21 protein-coding genes are annotated in these 25030 nt (G+C 47.9%); 19 read left to right on the top strand and 2 right to left on the bottom strand.

Annotated features, from left to right (window positions below; translation table 11 throughout):
* Positions 1-14 precede the first annotated feature (14 nt).
* Together DC345_RS20485 and DC345_RS20480 are read left to right on the top strand one after the other, a co-directional pair.
* Complete coding sequence (locus tag DC345_RS20485; protein WP_113054662.1) at positions 15-731, top strand: class I SAM-dependent methyltransferase; 717 nt, start codon at positions 15-17, stop codon at positions 729-731.
* Positions 732-816: 85 nt separating this feature from the next.
* A complete protein-coding gene (locus DC345_RS20480; protein ID WP_113054661.1) occupies positions 817-1710 on the top strand; it encodes an NAD-dependent epimerase/dehydratase family protein in 894 nt (297 codons plus the stop codon).
* Between the two features lie 136 nt (positions 1711-1846).
* Here the strand turns inward: DC345_RS20480 and DC345_RS20475 are convergent, their stop codons facing one another.
* Entirely contained in the window at positions 1847-2857 is a 1011-nt protein-coding gene (locus DC345_RS20475) for a LacI family DNA-binding transcriptional regulator (protein ID WP_113054660.1), read from the bottom strand.
* A gap of 412 nt (positions 2858-3269) precedes the next feature.
* Here DC345_RS20475 and DC345_RS20470 point away from each other — a divergent pair, with 412 nt between their 5' ends.
* The 13 genes from DC345_RS20470 to DC345_RS20410 all read left to right on the top strand — a co-directional run bounded on the left by DC345_RS20470 (position 3270) and on the right by DC345_RS20410 (position 19534).
* Complete coding sequence (locus DC345_RS20470) at positions 3270-5060, top strand: L-fucose isomerase (protein ID WP_113054659.1); 1791 nt, start codon at positions 3270-3272, stop codon at positions 5058-5060.
* Between the two features lie 41 nt (positions 5061-5101).
* A complete protein-coding gene (locus DC345_RS20465) occupies positions 5102-6604 on the top strand; it encodes a rhamnulokinase (RefSeq protein WP_113054658.1) in 1503 nt (500 codons plus the stop codon).
* 53 nt (positions 6605-6657) lie between these two features.
* Positions 6658-7320 carry a class II aldolase/adducin family protein gene (locus DC345_RS20460; RefSeq protein WP_113054657.1) on the top strand — a complete coding sequence of 221 codons (663 nt, stop codon included), beginning with the start codon at positions 6658-6660 and terminating at the stop codon, positions 7318-7320.
* A 264-nt stretch (positions 7321-7584) separates the two neighbouring features.
* A complete protein-coding gene (locus DC345_RS20455) occupies positions 7585-8337 on the top strand; it encodes a FadR/GntR family transcriptional regulator (RefSeq protein WP_113054656.1) in 753 nt (250 codons plus the stop codon).
* Between the two features lie 16 nt (positions 8338-8353).
* A complete protein-coding gene (locus tag DC345_RS20450; RefSeq protein ID WP_113054655.1) occupies positions 8354-10399 on the top strand; it encodes a hydantoinase/oxoprolinase family protein in 2046 nt (681 codons plus the stop codon).
* Positions 10396-12369: a hydantoinase B/oxoprolinase family protein gene (locus DC345_RS20445; protein WP_113054654.1), complete on the top strand. Its 1974-nt coding sequence runs from the start codon at positions 10396-10398 to the stop codon at positions 12367-12369. The genes DC345_RS20450 and DC345_RS20445 overlap by 4 nt, the downstream gene beginning before the upstream one ends.
* Positions 12370-12444: 75 nt before the next feature.
* Positions 12445-13581, top strand: coding sequence for an ABC transporter substrate-binding protein (locus DC345_RS20440; RefSeq protein WP_113054653.1), 1137 nt, complete (start codon positions 12445-12447; stop codon positions 13579-13581).
* A 71-nt stretch (positions 13582-13652) separates the two neighbouring features.
* Positions 13653-14786, top strand: coding sequence for an ABC transporter ATP-binding protein (locus DC345_RS20435; RefSeq protein WP_113054652.1), 1134 nt, complete (start codon positions 13653-13655; stop codon positions 14784-14786).
* Complete coding sequence (locus tag DC345_RS20430) at positions 14783-15700, top strand: ABC transporter permease (protein WP_113054651.1); 918 nt, start codon at positions 14783-14785, stop codon at positions 15698-15700. The genes DC345_RS20435 and DC345_RS20430 overlap by 4 nt, the downstream gene beginning before the upstream one ends.
* Entirely contained in the window at positions 15693-16532 is an 840-nt protein-coding gene (locus tag DC345_RS20425; RefSeq protein WP_113054650.1) for an ABC transporter permease, read from the top strand. The genes DC345_RS20430 and DC345_RS20425 overlap by 8 nt, the downstream gene beginning before the upstream one ends.
* On the top strand, positions 16529-17746 hold the full coding sequence (locus DC345_RS20420) for a M24 family metallopeptidase (protein WP_113054649.1): 1218 nt from the start codon (positions 16529-16531) through the stop codon (positions 17744-17746). Before DC345_RS20425 ends, DC345_RS20420 begins: the two co-directional genes overlap by 4 nt.
* Before the next feature lie 78 nt (positions 17747-17824).
* Positions 17825-19021, top strand: coding sequence for an MFS transporter (locus tag DC345_RS20415; protein ID WP_113054983.1), 1197 nt, complete (start codon positions 17825-17827; stop codon positions 19019-19021).
* A gap of 162 nt (positions 19022-19183) precedes the next feature.
* The gene (locus DC345_RS20410) at positions 19184-19534 is read left to right on the top strand and encodes a hypothetical protein (protein ID WP_113054648.1); all 351 of its coding nucleotides are present in this window, start codon (positions 19184-19186) and stop codon (positions 19532-19534) included.
* 114 nt (positions 19535-19648) lie between these two features.
* On the opposite strand, the gene DC345_RS20405 is transcribed toward DC345_RS20410, so the two are convergent.
* Complete coding sequence (locus DC345_RS20405; protein ID WP_113054647.1) at positions 19649-20275, bottom strand: FMN-dependent NADH-azoreductase; 627 nt, start codon at positions 20273-20275, stop codon at positions 19649-19651.
* Positions 20276-20458: 183 nt separating this feature from the next.
* Here DC345_RS20405 and DC345_RS20400 point away from each other — a divergent pair, with 183 nt between their 5' ends.
* The 4 genes from DC345_RS20400 (at position 20459) to deoB (ending at position 24977) form a co-directional block, all read left to right on the top strand.
* Complete coding sequence (locus DC345_RS20400; protein WP_053780650.1) at positions 20459-21397, top strand: sugar-binding transcriptional regulator; 939 nt, start codon at positions 20459-20461, stop codon at positions 21395-21397.
* Positions 21398-21650: 253 nt separating this feature from the next.
* The gene (deoC, locus tag DC345_RS20395) at positions 21651-22301 is read left to right on the top strand and encodes a deoxyribose-phosphate aldolase (protein ID WP_113054982.1); all 651 of its coding nucleotides are present in this window, start codon (positions 21651-21653) and stop codon (positions 22299-22301) included.
* A gap of 276 nt (positions 22302-22577) precedes the next feature.
* Positions 22578-23768 carry a NupC/NupG family nucleoside CNT transporter gene (locus DC345_RS20390; RefSeq protein WP_113054646.1) on the top strand — a complete coding sequence of 397 codons (1191 nt, stop codon included), beginning with the start codon at positions 22578-22580 and terminating at the stop codon, positions 23766-23768.
* Positions 23769-23798: 30 nt separating this feature from the next.
* Positions 23799-24977 carry a phosphopentomutase gene (gene deoB / locus DC345_RS20385; protein WP_113054645.1) on the top strand — a complete coding sequence of 393 codons (1179 nt, stop codon included), beginning with the start codon at positions 23799-23801 and terminating at the stop codon, positions 24975-24977.
* The last annotated feature ends 53 nt before the right edge of the window (positions 24978-25030 follow it).

Here is a 25030-nt window from a genome sequence, read left to right as displayed (position 1 = left end):
TGAGCTGAGACGAGATGAGCAGAGATGAGCAGAAGAGCAGAGTAGCCGGGCTGGAGCTGGCACAGATTATTTTTATCGGGCGAACCTTCGAGGAATATATGAAGATGTTCAACCTGACCGTGGAAGATATTAAGGGTAAGTCTATTCTCGATTGTCCGGGCGGGGCTTGTTCATTCAGTAGTCAATCGCGGGAGTGGGGTGCAGATCCCATGGCAGCGGATATTGCTTATGAACATGAGATCGGACAACTGGAAGTGAAGGGACTTCAGGATATTGAACATACGATGAAACAAATGGAACAAGTACAAGACAAATATAGATGGGATGATTTCGGTTCGATTCATGGCTTGAAAGAAGAACGTAGACGTGCAATCACCGACTGTGTAGCGGATATGAGATGTTTCCCTGACTCTTATGAGGCTGCTGTACTGCCAGAGTTACCTTTTGCCGATGAACAGTTTGATCTGACATTGTCTGCGCATTTCCTGTTTACGTATGCAGATCGCCTGGATGCGGAATTCCATCTACAGACAATCTTTGAGCTGTTGCGTGTGACCAAGCGGGAGCTGCGGATTTTTCCTACGGTAGACTTGTCCGGGAGACGTTATGAGCACATGGATGAACTAAAGGCTATACTGGAAGAACGCGGATATATTACATCTGAAGAGAAAACTTCATACGAATTCCAGCGGGGAGCAGACACAATGCTCCATATTGTGAAATCTCGGTAAAAATACCTGAATTGCAACAGCACTTCATTCATGAAGGTTTTAATAATGATACGCATGAACATAACAGGTTAGGAGGTTTTATCGGATGAAAAAAGTACTTATACTTGGTGGGACACGGTTCTTCGGCAAACGTCTGGTTGATCATTTGCTGTGGGAAGGAAAGTCTCAGATCACCGTCGCAACTCGTGGCAAAACGGATGTAGACTTTGGGCCTGAGGTCAACCGGATTAAAATGGATCGTGAAGACCCGAAATCTCTTGCCGAGGTTGCACAGACCGACATGTGGGATATTGTCTATGACAACATCTGTTACTCGCCGGATGCGGCGAAGTCGGCTTGCGAAGCTTTTGCGGGACGTACCGAAAGGTACATTTTGACATCAACACTTTCTGTATATGGAGATCCCAAACCGGGATTCACCGAAGCCGATTTCGATCCGTACACCTACCCGGTGCAATACGGAAGCCACGAAGATTTCTCCTACGGCGAGGGTAAACGTCTAGCGGAAGCTGTGTTTTTCCAGGAAGCGGATTTCCCGGTGGCGGCGATGCGCATACCAATTGTACTCGGGATTGATGATTACACGCGAAGACTTCATTTTCATATTGAACATGTGCAAAAAGGAAAACCTATCGGCATGCCCAATCCGAATGCTGAAATTGGATTTATCAATTCCACCGAAGCCGCGAGATTTCTCGCTTGGCTCGGACATTCATCCATTACAGGACCTGTAAATGCAGCGTCCAAAGGGACGATAACACTTTCCGCCATGATGCATCTAATCGAAACGGTAACTGGCATGCAATCACAGGTACTGACCGAAACGATCAAAGAAGACATGTCACCCTTTGGAATTTCGGAATCCTGGACAATGGATACATCCAAAGCAGAGCAGGCGGGATATACGTTTGAAGCATTAATGGATTGGTTTCCGGGTCTGGTTCGGGAAGTCGCTTTGGCTCTTCAATCCGAGGGCTAGATTCCATATACAAGAGGTACATTTCATAAAAAAGGACGCAATCAGAGAGATATTCTCCGCTGCGTTCTTTTTGTGTATTTACTTCAACAAAACAGTTTCTCTCAAGTCAGGGTTGATCTTCGAATGATTTTCCTCTTTATTCGCAAGGTACAGAGGCCGAAGCGCGAATACGCAGCTCAGATGGCATAATGACGGTCTGTGGTTCCTCAGGAGCCTTACCTTCAATTCGGTCAATCAGCATCTGCATGCCGATTGCACCGAAATCATAGGCAGGCTGTGCAGCAACCGTGAGAAAGGGATCAAAGGCAGAAGCCAGATCGAGATCATCAAAACAGACGACCGAGATATCTTCAGGCACACGCAGCCCCCGTTTACGTAAAAGTCGAATGACGCCAATGGCGAGCATGTTGTTTGCTGCAAATATGGCTGTGGGTTTGTGCTCATGTGCAAGCAAACTATCGATACCCACTTCATCGCTGAAATCCCGGTAGCCTGTTCGAAGGATTAAATCTTCATCAAAGGGCAGGTCAGCTTCCCGGATTCCCTCCATGTATCCTTCTTCTCGCAGCCGCGCTGTCGAAACCTCGGAAGAACCATTAACCAGAGCAATGCAGCGATGTCCCAGATTCCTCAGATATCGAATCAATTGAAGCGCCCCATCTCGGCTGTCCCCAGCGATAACGTCGGATGTGATTCCCGGGACAGTACGGTCCAAAATAACAAACGGAATGTTACGTTCTTGCAACTGCTTCAAGTGATTCAGCGAGCGGTCCCCTGCAGGTGCAAACAATACACCATCGACCCGGGTAGACAGAATGGTTTCCACATAATTTTTTTCCTTGTCATAATCCTCGTCGCTATTGCTGAACAAAAGGCGGTAACCACGCAGATTGGCAGCGTCCTCCGCTCCTCGGGCCAGCGTAGTATAGAAGGGGTTGGTAATATCCGTAATCAACAATGACAGCATCTGAGTTCGTTGCAGGACAAGACTGCGCGCATTCGAGTTGGGTATGTAACCAAGTTCTTCGATGACCTGTTGTACACGCTCGCGCGTCGCCGGGCTGATGCGGCCTGTTTGATTAATGACTTTGGAGACAGTCATAGCGGAGACGTTGGCTTTTTTGGCAATATCATAAATGGTAATCAATAGGATCTAACCTTTCCGCAACATAGTCTTTCCATTCTATAGGATAATGCCGATTGACAGCAACATAGGCTCATGCTATCTTAGGGTTACCGATAACCCTGATCACAAAAAAAGTTGATTTATTTCAGTCTAACCGCTCTTCATTTTTGCTCACATCGCTTCCTTCATACTTCATAACAGGGCAGTAGAACGGAGCCAATAATAATAGAGCGTTTTTTTTAAAATAAATATTTGTAAACGCATTCATTACAAGAAAAAGAATTGACCATTGGCATGAAATGGTAGTGTGTTACCTCGGGTATCGGTGAACAGAAGGAACAGAATCCCTAATCTGCCTTAACAAACTACACAGAGACAAGTCACAAGTAATTCGTACCTATTCTATGAAACCATTGAAGGAGGACGTTTTAGTATGACACATCAGGATTATCGTTATAAACAGGCATTTCCCAAGATTGGTATTCGTCCCACAATTGACGGCAGACGCAAGGGCGTTCGTGAATCATTGGAAGAGCAGACGATGCGCATGGCAACTTCCGTTGCTCAGCTGCTCGCAGCAGAACTTCGGTATCCCGATGGTTCGCCGGTAGAATGCGTCGTTGCCGAGTCCTGTATTGGCGGGGTGAACGAAGCAGCGGCAGCAGCGGAGCTATTCAGTCGCTCCAATGTGGGTGTGACCATTACAGTTACACCTTGCTGGTGTTATGGAACCGAAACGATGGATATGTCTCCATCCATTCCAACGGCGATTTGGGGTTTTAACGGAACTGAACGTCCGGGTGCAGTATATCTGGCAGCAGTACTTTCAGCACATGCACAGAAGGGGATTCCCGCTTTTGGTATCTATGGCGAGGATGTTCAGGATGGTGGAGATACGACGATTCCTGATGACGTTCGCGAGAAATTGCTGCGCTTCAGCCGTGCGGGTCTTGCCGCTGCAACCATGAAGGGACGTGCTTATCTGTCCATCGGCTCGGTATCCATGGGTATTGCCGGCTCCATCGTGAACGATTCCTTTTTCCAGGAGTATCTGGGCATGCGGAACGAATATGTGGATATGAGTGAACTGACTCGTCGTATAGAAGAAGAAATCTATGATCCTGAGGAGTATAAGTTGGCGCTAGCTTGGGTGAAGGAGAACTGTAGTGAAGGAGCGGATAATAATCCTGCCCATCTGCAGACAGATCGCAAACGTAAAGAGTATGAATGGGAAACGGTTGTGAAAATGACGCAGATCGTACGTGACCTGATGGCAGGCAATCCGAAGCTGGCGGAGCTGGGATTCACTGAGGAATCCATGGGCCATCACGCGATTGTCTCCGGGTTTCAGGGACAACGACAGTGGACGGATCATTCACCCAACGGAGATTTTCTGGAATCCATCCTGAATTCTTCCTTTGACTGGAACGGCAAACGCTCTCCTTATCTGGTGGCAACAGAGAATGACAGTCTGAATGGTGTGTCGATGTTATTTGGTTCCCTACTTACACATACCGCGCAGATCTTCGCAGATGTACGCACCTATTGGAGCCCGGATTCAGTAAAACGCGTGACAGGGCACCAGTTGGAAGGAAATGCAAAAGATGGTATTCTGCATTTGATCAACTCCGGTTCAGCTGCTTTGGATGGTACAGGGCAACAATCAAGAGCAGGTGAGCCTGTGCTCAAGCCTTTCTGGGAAATTACAGACGAAGATGTTCAAGACTGCCTGAAAGCCACCTCATGGCGGCCGGCATCCGTAGAATATTTCCGGGGCGGCGGCTATTCCGCTGATTTCCTGACCAAGGGCGGCATGCCTGTTACGATGACACGTCTCAATTTGGTCAAAGGACTAGGTCCGGTACTGCAAGTGGCTCAAGGTTACACCGTCGATCTGCCTGAGGATGTGCATGATACGCTGGATCAACGGACAGATCCGACATGGCCATCCACCTGGTTTGCACCTGTTCTGACGGGATCAGGGGCTTTTACTTCGGTCTATGAAGTGATGAATCAATGGGGCGCGAACCATGGCTCGATCTCTTATGGACATATCGGAGCGGATTTGCTGACACTGGCCTCCATGCTTCGTATCCCGGTGAGTATGCATAATGTACCGGAATCCGAGATTTTCCGTCCACGTGCTTGGGGACTGTTCGGCACAAGTGAACCGGAGAGTGCCGATTACCGCGCATGCAGCGTCTTTGGACCGTTGTATCGTTAACATCCAAACGGCTTGTCGCGGAAGCGAAGGAGGCATGAGAGATGGGAACTCAAGCAACACATGTGCTTGCTGCCGATTACGGCGCCGGGAGCGGCCGAGTGGTCCGTGGGACTTTTGACGGGAGCAAGCTTTCGTTAGAGGAAGTGCATCGATTCAGTAACGATCCTGTACTCCTGGGGGATGGATTGTACTGGGATTTCCTGCGACTTTTCCACGAACTGAAACAAGGGATTGCAAAGGGCATGCAAGGCATCTCCCAACCAGTCCGTTCCATTGCTGTGGATACGTGGGGAGTCGACTATGGATTAGTGGACGGAGAGGGAAGATTATGCTTCAATCCCCGCCATTACCGGGAATCACGTAATGCGAAGTGGATGGAAGAAGCCCTGCGCATGGTAAATGAAGAAGAGCTATATTCCATGTCCGGTGTCTTGCCACAACAAATAAACACCGTATTTCAACTGCTTGGAAGTGTGCGTGAGCACTCGGAAGGTTTGCGGCCAGATGTACGCATGTTATTGATGCCAGATTTATTTAACTATTATCTATCTGGTCAGCAGGCCTGCGAGTACACAATTGCCAGTACAAGCGGACTATTGCATGCCGGAGAGGTCCGTTGGAATGAACAATTGATTGGGCGACTGGGTATTCCGGAGACGTTATTTCCACCTCTCGTACAACCAGGCACGGTACTGGGGCAGTTAACGGATGACTTGTGTGCAGAGTTGAAGACTGGACCGATGCAAGTGATATCTGTAGGTTCACATGATACAGCTTCTGCATTAGCAGCCATTCCTGCGACAGATTCGGAATTTGCCTTTATTAGTTGTGGTACCTGGTCACTCATGGGGGTGGAACGCGAACGTCCTGTATTGGATAATCGTAGCCTTCAACTAGGGTTTACCAATGAGGGCACGGTAAATGGCAAAGTGCGAACCTTGAAGAATCGCTCAGGCCTGTGGTTATTGCAGGAGTGCAAACGGCAGTGGGAACGGGAGAATCAACGTTTTACCCATGAGGAATTGGTCCAACTCGCTGCTTCGGCAACCGCACATCAATGTTATGTATTGCCCGGTGATGGAGTGTATTTGGCTCCTGGTGACATGCCATTGCGAATCCGGCAACAGTGCAGTGCCAGCGGGCAAGCAATACCCGAAACGACCGGAGCCATTGTGCGTTGCATTCTCGAAAGTTTGGCACTGGAGTTCAGGCAGACTTTAGATGAACTGGAGCTAGTTACAGGCACCCGGCCACGGGTGATTCATATGGTCGGTGGTGGTGTGCATAATCGCTTATTGTGCCAATTTACGGCGAATGCAGCAGGGATTCCGGTGATAGCGGGTCCTGCCGAGGCAACTTCAGCCGGAAATTGCATGCTGCAATTCCTGGCACATGGCGAAGTGAGCAGCTTGTCCGAGGTGCGAGAAGTTATGGCTTCTTCCTTTTCTCCCGAAACCTATGAGCCAGAAGATAGCGCAAAGTGGCAGGAAGCCTACGTAAGATACCAAAACTTGAATCAAACATTGGCAAGCAAAACCAATTAGATAAGCATTTTGTAAATTGCTTAAAAAGAAAAATCAAAGGAGTGGAGCAGAACATGTCTGAACAACAGGTAAGGGAAGAGTTGACCAAATATGCCCGCAGAGCGGTTGCTCAAGGACTAGTGGTTGGACCTGGGGGAAATCTGAGCGCACGTTTTGAAGGAACGATGCTTCTTTCGCCGAGTGGATACGCACTAGAGGATCTGGAGCCTGACGAATGGATCGCGATTGATATTGCGACAGGAGATACACGTGCCGGATCGACACGCCCTTCCTCCGAGGTGTTGATGCATCTGTATAGCTATCGGGTCAATCCTGACATTCAAGCCATTGTGCATACACATCCGGCATACACCATTGCCCTGAGTCTTGTTTTCGATGAATTGCCTCATTTGTTCCCTGATCAGTCGGCACTGGTGGGAGATATTGGCTTTGTCCCTTATGTTCTGCCCACAACCAAACTTCTTGCTGATGCGGTGGCTGCCAAGGTTGAAGAACACACAGCGCTTATTCTGGTTAACCACGGATTGGTCACGACAGGTAAAAACCTGCGTGAAGCCTACTACCGCACTCAAGTGGTTGAGGAAAGCGCCAAGGTGTACATGATCGCCAAGGCTGCAGGGGAGCCTAAAGTACTTACCGCGGAAGAATACAAGGAAATCCAATCTCTTGAAAGTGAAGCCTACCGTGTACAACTACTGCAACAACTCAAGTCGTAAATGAATATTTATAATTAAACGAAGTTTAAGGTTATCTCAACAAAGAGCAGATTACGTCCTCCAGAAAAAAATCTGGGATACAGGATGTGAATTGCTCTTTTTTTATTTTGGATCAAACGGGGAGTACATGGTCGGAAAAAATAATACATAGTAATTAGGTAAGAATTATTGAAATTATTGTCGATTGAAGTTATACTTTCGTTAATCATCAGTGAGTAACAACAAAAAAGAAATACAATTATATATATATGAGGAGTGAATTTAGTGGGTCCTGAGCTAAACGAATTGGAGTTGGAATACGAACTGCTGAAGCAGCTTCGGGACGCGAGCGCTCCCATCGGGGCCAGCACGTTGGTTCATACCCTGGGCAAAACGTATGGTCTAAGTCAGGCTACAATCGGAAGAAGACTTATGGAGATGGACGTTGAAGGTTTCACGATACTGGAGGGACGGAAGGGAAGGGTTCTGACCGAACAAGGGCTGGAGCGAATCAAGATTCTGGAGAAGGATTTACAGCAAAAAAGTGTGAATTCCCAGCTCATTCAGATGCTGAACCATTCCGGTGAAAAGGCTCTGCTCGATGTCCTTGTAGCCAGAAGGGCTCTGGAACGGGAAATTGCTTCCCTTGCAGCACAACGAGCCTCAAAAGAATACATATTGCTACTGGAAGCCTCTATCGCTACACAGCATCAATTGCTTTCCCAGAATATTATTCCTTACGAGGAGGACCGGGAATTTCACAGGCTGCTGGCTTATGCGGCTCAAAACCAGATTCTGCTGCATGCGGTTGAACTGGTCTGGGAGACAAGCCGTGATTTCCTGGAAACAGCCTATATTAGGCAAAGAGTAGGAAGTGAACTGGTTGTGGACCATCAGCGGATTCTGGAGGCAGTAGCAGCGGGCTCCCCGGAACAGGCTGAAGCGGCAATGGTGAATCATATTAACCAGATGATTGAGGATGTTAAACGATATTTTGCTATGCAGAACCTTAATATAGCTTCGGATGAGGCCCGGTGATAAAGGAGTTGAGCTTGTGAAAACAATTTATCGATTAGGTATAGATATCGGAGGCACATTCACGGATGCCCTGGTTATGGACAATCATGGCAGGGTGATTGCGGCACTGAAGACGCCATCGATTGCAGTAGCTCCGGAACAGGCGATTTTTAATGCACTTGATCAGCTAAAGGCGGGTGGAGTGGATCTTCAGGAGATCGATCTGTTTGTACACGGAACAACGCTTGGTGTTAACACCCTAATTGAGCGTAACGGCACAGTTACAGGTCTGTTGGTCACCAAAGGGTTCCGAGATATTCTCGAGATTCGGAGGCTACGACTCGAGGATACTACCAATCTGTATGGTGACAAGACCGATGCGCTTGTTCCGAGACATCTCGTTAAGGAAGTGGATGAGCGAGCGCTTGCGAGCGGTAGCATACTTCAACCACTGGATCAGGAACAACTGCTTCAAGCGGTAGACGAGCTGGTGGAAGAGGGGGTTACAGCCTTGGCGATCAGTTTCTTGCACGCTTATGTCAATCCTTCTCATGAACAGCTCGCGGAAGAGTTAATCAGGGAACGTCATCCGCACCTGTTTCTCTGCAGAAGCAGTGCCATTTGGCCGCAGCAGCGTGAATTCGAACGTACACTCGCGACAGCCATGAATGCATATGTTGGGGAACGCATGGGATCATACTTTCTGCGTCTGCAAGAAGGAATTGGCGCTTACGGTTTGAGAGCCAATCTGCTATCCACGATGTCCAATGGTGGAATCATGACGGCGGCCAGAGCAGCCAAAGAGCCTGTCCGTACTCTTCTGTCCGGACCTGCTTCAGGCGTAATCGCCGCAACCCATATTGCCGAACAGGCAGGCATTCATCAAGTCATCACGTTCGACATGGGCGGGACAAGCGTTGATGTTGCGCTCATTGATAAAGAGCCTACCTATTCTACCGAGAATAAGGTTGGGGATTTTCCAGTTATCATTCCCGCTGTCGATGTAACCGCGATTGGAGCGGGTGGGGGCTCGATTGCCTGGCTTGATTCCGTAGGTGTACTCAAGGTGGGACCACGAAGCGCAGGAGCCAATCCGGGTCCAGCCTCCTATCACCGTGGGGGAGAAGAGCCAACAACCACGGATGCCTATCTGCAACTGGGCATTTTGCAGGCTGATCGCTTCCTTGGCGGACAGATGCGTCTCTATCCCGAGCTTGCAGAACGTGCTCTAGGCAATCTTGGCGAACGTCTTGGACTAAGTCCCACGCAAACTGCACAGGCCATTCTTGATGTGGCCACCGCCAATATGTATGCCCAGTTCTCTCCGCTCATGGCACGCAAAGGTGTTGATCCCCGTGACTTTACGCTGCTCGCCTATGGTGGAGCTGGGCCGATGCATGCTTTTCTCATGGCGCGTGAAGTAGGCATCCGCCGAGTGCTGATCCCGCCATCTCCAGGAACACTTTGTGCCATGGGTTGCACCGTTGCCAACCTTCGCAATGACTTCGTTCATACCTTGCACAAAAGCAGTCACACGCTTGAGCCTGGTGAGTTATCGAATCTATACACCAGATTGGAGGATCAAGGCCGTAGTTGGGTTGAGGAGGAAGCTCGCGGCGGAGTGAAACTAGAACACATCTATTGTTTATACAGCGCCGACATGCGTTACGAAGGTCAGGCCTTTGATTTGGAGGTTACGCTCACATCCGGAGAAATCGCCGATCCTGAGAAAGCAAGGAACAAATTTCATATGTACTACCAAAATGTGTTTGGCATCAGCCAGCCTGAAGCTGATGTGATGTTTGTTAGTCTGAGGGCGACCATTGTTGGCATTCTGCCTACCCAAAGCACGGCTTCTCCGGCAGAGTTGCCATTCGATGAGAGTGAAGCAGAAGAACGGATCATTACTTTTGACCACGAACAGCGAACAGCAAAAGTTCTAAAAAGGGGACAGATCCCACTGGATATGCCCATTCTTGGGCCCATTATTGTGGAGGAATATGATACAACCATTTTCATCCCGCCTGGCTTTACGGTATACCGGGATGGTTACGGGAATGTGATTGGGGAGGTGGAGCAATGATTGGCGATAAGGTTTTTCTTGAAATTTTCAACAACCGGATCCAGGCTGCGGTGGAGGAAATGGCCAATGTTGTGCTGCGTACGGGATTCACCGCGTTTGTTAAAGAAACAGGCGATTTTGGAACCTACCTCTTGTCACCATCGGGGGAAACGTTTGGGTCTCCATTGGAGACGGGTTACAATCTGTCCCTTGGCATCCCCGCAGCGGCGACCATAAACAGCATTACAGATTGGAAGGAAGGCGATCTAGTCATCTGTAATGATCCTTATTCCACCAAAGGCATGGTGACACATCTACCGGATGTTCATCTGATCAAGCCCTACTTTCACAAAGGAGAAATCATCGCATACGGCATGTGCTTCGTTCATTCCTCCGATGTAGGTGGTAAGGTACCGGGGAGTGTATCTCCAAGCGCCTACGATATTCATATGGAAGGCATTCGTATTGCTCCAGTCAAGCTGTATGAAGCAGGCGTTCTTAATGAGCAAATACTCCGTATGTTTCTGGACAATAGCCGCATTCCGGAGCAAAACCTCGGTGATCTCAAGGCACTGATGGCAGCCTTGAATCGGGGGGAGCAGCGAATAGAAGAGCTTATCGGCCGCTACGGTGTAGAGCGAATTCAGCAGGGTATTGAGCATTTACTGGAATACGCTGAGTTGAAGGCCCGCGCCATCGTACAGGAGATCCCGGATGGTTCGTATGAGTTCTGGGACTATCTGGAGAAAGGTCCTGGCGGTTATCCCATCCGATTGCGCTGCAAAATGACAATCGCTGGCAGTGATATTCATCTGGACTTTAGCGGAACCGACCCTCAGGTCAGAGCTTCGTTCAATATTCCTACCCACAATCAGCAGGGGCATTACATGTTGGTTCCCGCACTCATTCGTTATTTCCGTACGCTCGATCCAACGATTCCATGGAATTCGGGCATGATTCGCATGGTTCGAAACTACGCACCACCTGCTTCAGTTCTCAACCCGGAGCCGATGGCAGCAGTTGGGGCACGAGCAGCTACCTTTATTCGGCTAATGGATGTCATCACAGGCGCTCTCAGCAAAGCTCAGGCAAGTAAGGTTCCCGCCGCAGGGGCCGGACAGGCATGCATCGTTATGATGGCGATGACAGATGCGTCAGATGGCAAGAAAAAGGTTGGCGTGATCCAGCCGATATGTGGCGGTTCAGGAGCAAGACCGATGAAAGACGGGATTGATGGCATGGATTTTGCCGTGGGTCATCTTCGAAACATTCCTGCGGAAACAGTGGAATCCGAAATGCCTGTGCTCATAGAGCATTATGGCCTTCGTGCTGATTCCGCTGGTGCGGGAACCTTCCGTGGTGGAAGCGGAATCGACCTGTGCGTCAAAATTCTTACACCAGATACCGTAATGACCGCCAGAAATATGGAGCGTATGGAGTTTCATCCGTGGGGCAGGCTTGGCGGAGGTGTTGGTACCCATGGGGAAGCGATTCTCAATGCTGGACGTGCAAGTGAACATCAGCTGGGAAGAATTGATGAGTTGCTGCTCCAACCCGGAGAGACGGTGACGTTCCTGTCACAGGGCGGAGGTGGATACGGCGATCCATTTGATAGAGATCCACTGCTGGTTCTTGAGGATGTTAGAAGAGGACTGGTATCCACTAAAAAAGCTCTTGAACTGTATGGTGTAGTCATAGAAGGCCTTAACCTGAACGTGAGCGAGACCAGACAGTTGCGGGCCAAGCGGGAACGGCAGCAGGAAGAATTCGATTATGGCTGGACAAGGAAACAGTTCGAGGCGATATGGACTGACGAGATGCAAGTATCGCTGAATCAGGCACTGCTGAATGTTCCGCTGGCACTCAGAGACTACCTGAAGCGTCAGACCATGGGTGTCGTGGAGGAGAAGCAAACCGCTTCCGTATCCGTATCTCCACATGAGATATCAGGCATTATGGAAGGATTGCGTCAGAAAATAGGATTGCATTGATTAGGTACATGAAGGAAAAACGAATTGAATTTTGTCACATTCATAAAACCAACTAAATCGATGGGGGAAATTCTCATGTTTAAATCAAACAAGAAACGCTTTCTCAGCCTCGCCTCACTGACACTGGCCGGTACACTGGTTCTCTCTGCATGCGGTGGAGCAAGTAGCTCCAGCAATACAGCAGGAGGGACCGATTCTTCAGGAGGAAGCGGAGACAAGGTTAAACTGACTATGTTTATCTGGGCTGGTTCCAATCAGGATGTCGTTCCAAAAGAAGTGGTTGCAAATTACGTCAAAGAGCATCCAAACGTCGAAGTTACCTTTGAGGAATCATCCAACGCAGTGATGTATCCGAAAATGGTCGCTGGCAAGCAAGCTGATCCCAACAATCCAGTTGTCAACTTTGGGTACTTCAACGCAGATGCGACGGCAAAAGGTTTGAACGATGATATGTGGGAGCCACTGGACACAAGCATCGTGACCAATATCAAGGATATCCCGGAGCAGTTCCACAAGCCTGACAATAAGGGTGTCGTGTGGGGAGTTTCGAGCTTCGCGCTCGTCTATAACAAAGACCTTGTAAAAACACCGCCAACAAGCTGGAATGATCTGTGGGATAACGAGGAATTCAAAGGGAAAACGGCACTCTGGGACTACATGTTCTATTCCTATATTTCTCCACTCCTTGCAGTCAAAGGACCGGAGCTTGGCGCATCGTATGAAAATCCTGAACCAGCATTCCAGTTCTGGGCAGATCACAGTGACCAGATCGGAACTTTGGTTGCATCCAACGACCAGTTGAAGGCTCTTCTGGAGTCGGGAGATGCTCTGATTGCTCCTTTTAGTGCACAGGTTGCACAGACATGGATTGATGGCGGTTCTCCACTCGCTGTAGCATATCCGACCGAAGGAGCCATTTCCTTTCCATACACACTTCAGGTTGTGAAGGGGTCAACACCTGAGCAGACACGTGTAGCCAACGAAATTATCAACGAGCTGCTGAGCGCAGAGGCGCTGTCACAATATGCAGAAGCAACAGGTACACCGGTAACAAGCACCACTGCTGCCGTTCCGGACAAATACAAAGACGATCCTTCCTTCTCCGTGGAAACACAGAGTAACGGTATTAATCCTGACTGGGATATTCTTGCTCAGAACAGCTCTGCCTGGAAAGAACTATGGGACCGACTCGTCAAAACCAAACTTCAATAAATGATGGTTTTCAGACAAACCAAGATAACGGGTTCTATTTCGAACCCGTTATGGACGGGAGGGAAACTGAGATGAGCAGTGAACAAGAACTCATTTCCATTGAAACAAGAGAAGTTACGAAGATCTACGGAGAGCGAGCCGCAGTTAACCATGTGTCACTACAGGTGAAGAAGGGAGAATTCGTTTCCCTATTAGGCCCGAGTGGCTGCGGCAAAACAACACTGCTGCGGATGCTTGGCGGACTTGAGCAGCCGGATCAGGGGAGCATTATGTTGGGAGGTCGGGATGTAACCGGCATCCCAGCCTATGGTCGTAACAGCAACATGATTTTTCAGCAGCTTGCACTATTCCCGCATATGGACGTTTTCAACAACATCGCCTATGGGCTAAAGGTGAAGAAGTTACCGAAAGCCGATATCAGAAGGCAGGTACACGAAATGTTAGAGCTGGTACAGCTCGGAGACTATGGCAGACGGTCTGTTTCCCAGTTGTCCGGAGGACAGGCTCAACGCGTAGCGATTGCTCGCGCTTTAATCAACAGACCCGAAGTTTTGCTGCTCGATGAGCCACTTTCCGCACTGGACATGCAGCTGCGTCTGGATATGCAGCGCGAACTGAAACGCATACAACGAGAGTTCGGCGGTACGTTCATTTTTGTAACGCATGATCAGAATGAAGCCATGAACATGTCAGACCGGATCGGAGTCATGCGCGCTGGCAAGCTGCTGCAATATGCTACGCCGGATGAAATCTATGAACGACCGGCAGACAGCTTTGTGGCCAAGTTCATCGGCGATACCAATCTTCTGGCAATAACGGTTCTTGGACAGGATACGAATGGAATCCGCGTTGAATGCTTCGGCTATTCGCTGCTGGTGAAGACAAGTGAGGAATCCTCAGTTGTCAAAGTGGGAGCCGGACACTCGTTGTCCATCCGCAACGAATATATTCGACTTGGAGAGGATGCGATTCCTTGCTTGAACAAGCTGGATGGACGTGTCATAGAAGCAGTATATGGCGGGGCAAATATTCGTTACACGATCCAGATTGCTGAGGGGTTTCTGGTTCAGGCCAGTGTACTGCATCAGCGGGGAGCCTCTCGTTTTAGCCCGGGGGAGCCAATTCGGATTGGCTTTGATCCGGAGGACGCGCTCTTGTTATCCGAACCAATGCTGCCTGATACAGCACAGGAGGCAGGGATATGAATCGGATTGCGGATCGGATCGTGAATCTGTATTCTTCGAAAAACCGCCGATGGATTACCCAGTTGCTGCTTCTTCTGCCTGCACTGGCCCTGATGGGCATCGTGTATCTGGGTGGGCTGCTCATCTTTGGCAGGTACAGCTTTGATATCTATGAAAATGGCAAGCTCATCCGAGGATGGGAGTGGGATGCATATCGCGCTTTTCTGTCCGACCCGTACTATTGGAAACTGATAGGCACCACGTTTCGCGTTGCCTTCAAGGTTACGCTATGGAGCCTGCTGCTTGCATACCCATTAGCTTATTGTATTGCCGGCCTGAAGAAACCGGGCATGAAGCAATTGCTGCTGCTGCTGACGTTTCTTCCACTGCTGGTCAGCGCAGTTGTTCGATCCTATGGCTGGCAGTTGCTGTTATCCAAACAGGGCTTCATGAACTGGCTGTTCATACGGCTTGGAATTACGGATGAAGGCTTCAGTATGATATATAACGAGACTGGTGTGGTCGTTGCACTTGTTCATATTTTTCTGCCATTCATGGTCTTTCCCATCCTGAATGTATTGTCGCAAAGTGACGCTTCGCTAAAAGCGGCTGCTCAGGATCTGGGAGCAGGAAGCTGGCGGACATTCCTGACGATTACCCTGCCTTTATCAGCGAGAGGTATTGCTAGCGGGGTACAGATTGTATTCACGTTATGCCTTACGGCCTTTACAACCCCCCAACTGATTGGCGGAGGCAGAGTCATGACACTGCCGGTATTTATTTACCAGCGAACACTGGACACCAACTGGCCGATGGCTGCGGTAGCAAGCATGTTCTTGCTCGTTTCTTCCATCATCGTTTCACTTTTGGTCAATAAAGGAGCGGAACTGCTGATGTTCCGTCGTTCCCGGAAGGGAGGTCAGGCTTATGGTTAAGTCCAACAGGCTCACCAAACTACTGCTCTATATATTTGCAGGGGTCGTGGCGGTTTATCTGCTATTGCCATTGCTTATGATCCTATTGACATCGGTAGGTTCCGGATCGGCCAGTAAATTCCCGCCAGAAGGTCTTACCCTGAAGTGGTATGCAAATTTGGGAGAGCAGACTCAATTTCTCGTTGCATTTAAGAACAGTCTGATTGCCTCCACAGGAGCGGTATTATTGGCTCTGATTACCGGAACACTTGCGGCGCTGGCTATCGTACATCACCCTTTCCCGGGTGCTGGCATCTTAAGAGCCTTTTTTGTATCCCCAATGGTTATGCCGAAAATTACGCTTGGTATTGCGTATCTAATTTTGTTCTCCAAAATGCATATTGCGGGCGGATTGTTCGCTCTTATTTTGGGTGAAGCGGTCATCGTGCTTCCATTCGTGCTGACGCTTGTTGGCAGTGCATTGGCCAACTTGCAGCCCGCACACCGAGAGGCGGCAGCAGACCTTGGAGCAGGTCCACTGCGTATCTTTTTTACAATCACCTTGCCACAGCTTAGACTATCTCTGCTCCTTTCAGGATCAATCGCATTTGTCTTCACTTTTGATCAGGTAGAGGCTGCATTGCTGCTGCTTCGTCAGGACAGCTACACACTACCGATACAACTGTTCCTGTATATGGAGAAGTGGCAGGACCCAACGATCGCGGTTGTATCTGTCGTACTTATCGCTTTTGCACTGGCCTTGTTCATGATCATCAAGCTGGTACTGCGCTCAGTACCTGGACTTGAGAGTTTGTTTGGGGGCAGGAAAAACAAAAGGAGGACTGGATCATGATAAATTCCCATCATATCTCCCATAGCTCAGGTCTAAACCGGGACCGGGCGGAAGACGTAATGAAAACTCAGGGACTTAGTGCCCTGATCGCAACCACACCGGAAAATATTCACTATGTCATCGGCTCACAGCTACGCGCGAGCAACTGGACAATGCAGATTTACGCCATTTTGCCTGCCGACCGATCCGCTCGGCCATGTATCGTCATTCCGACGAATCGTTTGGGCGTTGTGGCTCAATTCGGTATCACTGGAGTAGATATATTTGCCTACAGTGACTTCTTCGTGGAAGGTTCGATCGAAGGCAAACCTTCTACGGATGATATTGATCTGTTCTACTCTCTGCTACAAACGACAGTCATTCATCCGGGGCCGATCGAAGCGCTTAAGGCTGCACTGAAACAGCTCGATATCGAGAATCAACCGATTGGAATCGATGAGATGCGAATTGCTCCTGAACTTTTGGCACGGGTCAAGGAGGATGCTCCTCAAGGAGCAGTTGTTCCCGCGTATAAGCTATTTCGTCAAATTCGCTTGGTTAAGACACCATTCGAGATTGAGCAGCTCCGCCAGGCTGCCGAAGTAAATGAGAGAATTGAGCAAGAGCTGATTGATCTGATCGCAGCCGGTGTTCATGAGAAGCAGCTTGCCGACCATTATCGGCTGGCTGTGATGAGAGCAGGCGGGACACCTGCAATGACTGCGGTAGGGGCGGGTCCGCGCAGTGCGCTGCCGCTCATCGAAAATTATTTTCATACCATCGAGTCAGGGGATCAGATCCGCTTTGATCTGTGCTTGCAGTTGGAAGGATACTGGGGAGATACAGGACGTACCGTTGTGGCAGGAGAGCCAACCCCCTGGATGAAAAAGCATTTTAATGCGGTAAAAAGCGGATGGGAGACTGCACTTGAAACCGTGCGCCCTGGCGTCAAGGCTTCCGACGTATTTCATGCGGCTGTGTCTCGCGTGCAGCGTGACGGAATTCCGCATTACCGACGTCAGCATGTTGGTCATGCCATTGGCTTGGAACTGTACGACGACATGACTCTCTCTCCTGGTGACCAGCGCATACTGGAGCCCGGCATGGTACTGTGTGTGGAGGTACCCTATTATGAGCTCGGCGCTGGTGGCTTCCAAATCGAGGATACGGTTGTTGTAACTCCAGATGGATATGAGTTTTTGACTCATATGGAGCGTAAACTGTTCATTAAATAACGATTAATGGAAGGCTTCAGCCAAGCGATCAGTCAGCAGCCGATCATGGAGCTTTCCTGCCGAGAAAGTTGGAATATCATGATTCAGCAGGGAACTAAGACGTTTCGTAACATTAGCCTTGCGCTGTTTGCCGGAGGTTTTGTGACTTTTGCGTTACTATACAGCCTCCAGCCCCTGATGCCCGAGATTAGCGAGGCATTTGCGATCTCGCCTGCACATTCCAGTCTTACCCTCTCAGTTACGACGATTGCCATGGCACTGACCATGTTGTTCATCGGTTCCTTATCCGATTCATTGGGAAGACGCTTTATTATGACAGCAGCTTTAGTTGTTTCTTCTATTATTGCAATGATTAGCGCGTTTAGCCCTGGATTTACTGAACTGCTTCTGCTTCGCATTCTCCAGGGAGTTGCACTTGCCGGGCTGCCCGCGACAGCCATGACATATCTGTCTGAAGAGATTGAGCCTTCCAGTCTAGGGTATGCGATGGGCCTTTATATCAGCGGGAACTCGATTGGAGGTATGGCTGGTCGTTTTATCAGCGGCGTGATCACAGATTGGATCAGTTGGCGTGCTGCAATTGGTTTTATCGGTATTCTAGGCCTTTGTGCGGCTGTTATCTTCTGGCTTGTCATCCCGCCATCCCGCCATTTTGTCAAAGCGACTCCTGGACTCAAAAAGATCATTCCTCTTTTGTGGTCACAGTGTCGAAATCCACGTCTACTTTGCCTGTACGGACTGGGCTTTCTTCTGATGGGGGGGTTCGTGACGTTATTCAACTACATCGGATTTGAATTGACAGGAGAACCTTATCATCTTAGCCAATCTGTCGTTGGTAGCCTTTTTGTCGTGTACCTTATGGGTACATTGAGCAGCACCTGGATGGGCAGGCTTGCAGATCGGTATGGAAGATCGAATGTCCTTGGAATCGCGCTGGGTATTATACTGGCTGGTGCAGTTTGTACCATTCACCCAGAGCTTTGGGTCAAAATAATTGGACTTGCCCTGTTTGCCTTTGGTTTCTTTGGCGGACATTCCATCGCAAGCAGTTGGGTTGGACTCGTGGCAGATCATCATAAATCCCAGGCCAATGCCTTGTATTTGTTTTTCTACTACGTTGGATCAAGTGTCAGCGGAACTGGAGGGGGCCTACTTTACAGCCATGTGGGTTGGATTGGCATTGTGGGCTTGATTGGTGTGTATGTGATAATCGGCTTTATTTTGTGTCGGTTGCTTATAGAAAGGGTACAAGAACATACCAAGCTTACTTTTTAACTAAACATAGATCGAAAGTTTGTTCATTAAAAGCACTCATTTTGACCCATAATCATCCAATAGTCCCTTGTACAATAAATAACTTTTTTCGACAAGTCTTGCATATCCCGAAATACCGAGTATAATACTGGGTAAATAGTTGCAAAGGGGATGCAATAAACGATGAAAACACATGCTGAATTGAACTCACTTCTTGTTGACGATTATCTGGATCTCCTGAACATAGCGAAACAGCTAGGTGATGAGGAGTGGAAAGAAGCTATTCTGCAAGCATTGAAAGAAGAAGTGGATGCTAATCATCATCTGGATTCAACCGAGGTCAGACAGGATCTTTGGAGTCAATTTGAAGGTATTAACGAACAGATGCATGATCTGTTAATGCAACTCAAAAATGCCGATGGGCCTGAAGAGAAAGAACAGATTATTGAAGCTATTTGGGGACTGAAAGTGGATCGCAATGCCATTACTCGCAAACTTGAAACCATGAGCCGTGCTAGTGCTGGACATCAATAAAGCTCTATCGGTTATTATAAAAAAAATTAAAACCCGCGTGCCTCCCTTGGAATTAATATCCATGGGTTGGCATGCGGGTTTTGTGTTTGTTGTTGTACTTGTTCTATTTAAGGGTTAGAACTGTTTAGCGAGTGTACGTGCCTCTTCTATAGCTTGCTGTTTGATCTCATCTGCGCGTTCCTTATATTGGTTATGTCCTTCCACAAAAATGCCTTCAAGCTTAGGCACACCCAGGAAAGACATGATAATGCTCAGGTAACGATGACCGGATTCCATCTGAGCCGCAGGACCTTCGGAATAAATGCCGCCACGAGCCTGAATATGCAGTGCCTTTTTGTTGGAAAGCAATCCAACCGGGCCTTGTTCCGTATAACGGAACGTTTTACCAGCTACACAGATGGAGTCGATATAAGCTTTCATAATTGGAGGGAAAGAGAAGTTCCACATCGGAGTTACAAAAACATATTTGTCAGCAGAGGCGAATTGATCCGATAATTCATTCAAACGTTGAACCTTAACCTTTTCTTCAGAAGTCAATTCGCTGCCGGATTGAAGTTTCCCCCAACCACTGAATACATCTGCATCAATATGAGGAATATCTGAGCGATAAAGATCCAGATGAACAACCTCATCCGAGGAATGGCTTTCACGATATGCATCCACAAACGCTTTACCTGCAGCCATGCTGAATGAAGTTTCATGATCATGAGGATGGGCAGTAATATACAATAACGTAGACATACGATTCTTCCTCTCTATGATGTTTTTTACAAAAAGGGCCGACATTAATAAGCGACCGATGTAGTATGCATCGTTTGTAACGTTTTATACCTGGATAGTGACCTCATACTCATTCATGTATAATACATTGGTGTAAGGTGAATCGAACGATAATAGGAATGAGTGAGATGAGCGCATATGGGAATGGATCTGGAGAAGCAACGATTAAGCATTGAAGCAGCGAAATTGTATTATCAGTCGGATTACAGCCAGCAAGACATTGCGGTCAGGCTGGGTGTGTCACGTCCAACGGTATCAAGATTACTTCAGTACGCGAAAGATCGTGGTTATGTTCGCATTGAAATCATGGATCCGCTGGAGGATATCGACATTATCGCCGGGGAACTCAAAGCCAAGTACAATCTCGATACTGCGCTTGTATGTTTTGCCCCGTTGAAGAGTGACGAAGAAATTTTGAAACATATTAGCAAAAGAGCAGCAGATTACTTACAGGATACCGTTCAGGATGCGGACATTATTGGGGTAACCTGGGGCACAACGATGAACGCCGTAGCCCGTCAGCTTCGTCCCAAGCAGGTCAAAGGCGTGGAAGTGGTTCAACTCAAGGGAGGCGTAAGCCACTCCCATGTGAATACGTATGCGGCAGAAATTGTTCATTTATTTGCGGAAGCTTTCCATACGGTTCCCCGATATTTGCCTTTGCCCGTGATCTTCGACAACATTGAAGTCAAAAAAATGGTAGAAGCAGACCGACATATTGGCAGGATTGTGGAACTTGGCCGACAGGCGAATATTGCCATGTTTACTGTAGGTACAGTGAAGGAAGATGCACTTTTGTTCAGACTGGGGTACTTCAATGATGAAGAACAGCAATTGCTGATGCATTCAGGTGCAGGTGACATTTGTTCACGTTTTTTTGATGCCGAGGGCCGCTTGATCAGTGAAGAAATTAACAACAGAACCGTCGGAATTGATCTGGCCGAGCTGCGAAATAAGGAAAAATCGATTCTTGTGGCCGGGGGAAAACGTAAAATAGAAGCTATTCATGCTGCGCTCAAAGGTCACTACGCCAACATTTTGGTAACAGACCAATACACAGCCCAAGCTTTGCTTCGATTATAATGCAAGGGATGACAACATCTGCCACGCGACATGGGCGGATGTTTTGCTTTCTTAGGCAGAAGCTATATTATACGATTGCATCCCGGTGAGCGAAGTCATTTGTTTAGTGAAGTTTCTACGGAATGTGTTTAAATTTCAAGAGTGAACAAAAGTTCATATTGATTTTTACATATGTTCATGTTAGGGTAGGGATATAGAAAATAACTAGTTCAGATAAGGGGAGATTAAATTGACTACACCACAATTAGCCAAAATGATAGATCATACCTTGCTTCGTGCAGATGCAACACAAAGTGAAATGGCCAAATTGACCGAAGAAGCGAAACAATATCAATTTGCTTCTGTATGTGTTAACCCGGGCTGGGTTGCTTATGCTGCTGAACAGCTTCAAGGTACTGGCGTGGATATTTGTACTGTTATCGGTTTCCCTCTGGGAGCTTCCACTTCCGAGACCAAAGCATTCGAAACCAAAGATGCCATCGCTAAAGGTGCTACTGAGGTGGATATGGTCATCAACATTAGTGCTTTGAAGGATGGCAAAGATGACGCTGTTGAACAGGATATCCGTGCAGTTGTTGAAGCAGCAGCGGGTAAAGCATTGGTGAAAGTCATTATTGAAACTTGTCTGTTGACGGACGAAGAGAAAGTACGTGCATGTCAGGCAGCAGTAAAAGCTGGAGCTGATTTTGTCAAAACGTCTACAGGATTCTCTACGGGTGGAGCAACTCCAGAAGATATCGCTTTGATGCGTCGTACCGTAGGTCCTGATGTAGGGGTTAAAGCTTCCGGCGGCGTGCGTAGCCTGGAAGATATGCAAAAAATGATCGCTGCAGGAGCAACTCGGATTGGCGCTAGTTCTGGTGTGAAGATCATGCAAGGCGAACAATCGACTTCTAATTATTAATTTATTCGTGAGTTAATTGTTTTCGATAAATTTTATTAGATTGAATGCTTGGATGCTTTAAAGGTACTAACTTGTTCTTCATATCTATTCGGTGGATGTGGAGAACAAGTTTTAAAGCTGATCCAACTTTCTATATTTTAATTAAAATTGAATCATAAAAAACCGAATTTATTGTAAGCGCTTCAACCGTTTTCTGAAAGGTTAATTCATCACATATATGGGAAACCTTTGAGCTGAATAAACATCCGGCTTAACTACCTTCAAAGGAGAGATAGAATGAAATTCCTAATTGCCCTTCTTGGTATACTTGTTGTCTTTGGACTAGCTTATCTGGTCAGCAACGGTAAGAAGAAGATCAGATATCGTCCACTAATCATCATGATTGTTTTGCAAGTAATATTGGGATACGCATTATTGAACACAGAAGTGGGTACATTTTTGATTGGCGGTTTCGCAACCGTATTTGAAAGCTTGCTTGGCTATGCGAATGACGGTATCTCATTTGTATTCGGTGGCTTGACTACCGTTGGTGCAGACAGTGGGGGCGCGCCGTTCTTCCTCAGTGTACTGATGCCGATCGTTGTTATCTCAGCGCTCATTGGGATATTGCAGTATATCCGAATCTTGCCTTTTGTTATAAAATATATTGGTCTGGTATTAAGCAAAGTCAACGGAATGGGCAAACTGGAATCATATAACGCGGTTGCTTCGGCTGTATTGGGGCAATCTGAAGTGTTCATTTCTGTGAAAAAACAAATTGGGTTGCTGCCTAAACATCGACTGTACACTTTGTGTGCCTCAGCGATGTCCACGGTATCGATGTCCATTGTCGGTGCCTATATGTCCATGATTGATCCTAAATATGTGGTTACGGCACTTGTGCTGAACCTGTTTGGCGGTTTTATCATTGCTTCCATCGTGAATCCTTATGAGGTTTCCCCGGAAGAAGATATATTGGAAGTACAGGAAGAGGAGAAACAATCCTTCTTCGAAATGTTGGGCGAGTACATTTTGGATGGTTTCAAAGTTGCGATCGTCGTAGCTGCAATGTTAATCGGTTTTGTTGCTCTGATCGCACTGGTTAACGGGATCTTCAGTGCAGTGCTCGGCATTTCGTTCCAGGAACTGCTTGGTTATGTGTTTGCACCATTTGCCTTCATTATGGGTGTTCCTTGGAAAGAAGCGATTCAAGCGGGAAGTATTATGGCTACCAAAATGGTATCCAACGAATTCGTTGCCATGCTTGATCTGACCAAACAGACTACATTGTCTGCCAGAACAACAGGAATCGTATCCGTCTTCCTTGTATCGTTTGCGAACTTCTCCTCCATCGGAATCATTGCCGGTGCGGTGAAAGGACTTCATGAGAAACAAGGTAATGTGGTGGCCCGCTTCGGTCTGAAACTGCTTTACGGTGCATCGCTTGTCAGCGTGCTGTCTGCGATCATCGCCGGACTGTTCTTGTAAAGCCGGATTATTGGAAGGAGTGCTTAAATTATGTCAACATTCAAAAGAGTACATCTGATTGTTATGGATTCAGTGGGAATTGGTGAAGCGCCGGATGCAGCGGAATTCGATGATTTCGACGTCGACACATTTGGTCACATTGCACGTGAACGCGGAGGATTGAAGATGCCGCATATGGCCAGTCTTGGACTGTCCAATATTAAGGAAATTGAAGGTGTGCCTGTAGCGGATGCACCAAAAGCTTTTTACACCAAGATGCAGGAAGCATCCAGAGGTAAAGACACCATGACAGGCCACTGGGAACTAATGGGTCTGTACATTGATACTCCTTTCCGCGTGTTCGCTGACGGGTTCCCGGATGAGTTGATTCAGCGCATTGAGGAAAAAACAGGCCGTAAAGTGATCGGGAACAAACCGGCAAGCGGCACGGAAATCATTGATGAATTGGGCGAAGAACATGTAAAAACAGGTGCCCTGATTATATACACATCCGCAGATTCGGTTCTGCAGATTGCAGCTCATGAGGATGTTGTTCCACTGAAAGAATTGTATGAAATCTGTGAGTTCTGCCGCGAGATTACTCTCGACGATCCTTACATGCTGGGCCGCATTATTGCCCGTCCGTTTGTAGGCGAAGTAGGTAATTTCAAGCGTACAGCTAACCGTCATGATTATGCGCTCAAACCTTTTGGCCGTACCGTGATGAATGAACTCAAAGACGGTGGATTTGATGTTATCGCTTTGGGTAAAATCTCAGATATCTACGATGGCGAAGGCGTAACCAAGTCTGTACGTACCGTCTCCAACATGGATGGCATGGACAAACTTTCCGAAACGATGGATGAAGAATTCACTGGACTCAGCTTCCTGAACCTGGTTGACTTCGACGCCCTGTTCGGTCACCGTCGTGATCCACAAGGGTACGCCCAGGCGCTTGAAGAGTATGATGCTCGACTGCCAGAAATCTTCAGCAAAATGACAGACGAAGATCTGCTGCTCATCACAGCCGACCATGGCAACGACCCAACCTACCGCGGCACGGACCATACACGTGAGTATGTGCCATTGCTTGTGTACTCTCCACGCTTCAGCGAGGGTAAAAAGCTTGAACTGCGCAGTACATTTGCTGATGTTGGAGCAACAGTGGCTGAGAACTTCGGAGTAAAACTGCCGGAATATGGAACAAGCTTCCTGAAAGATTTGAAATAATCAGCATTCTTATCTTTAACTCAACATGGGGAAACTGTTGTTTTCTTGAAACA

Origin of the sequence: Paenibacillus taichungensis, assembly GCF_003287275.1 — a bacterium.
GTDB classification, from domain to species: Bacteria; Bacillota; Bacilli; order Paenibacillales; family Paenibacillaceae; genus Paenibacillus; species Paenibacillus taichungensis_A.
Note: the sequence above shows the minus strand (reverse complement) of the source record. Positions and strands in the feature narration are given on the sequence as shown.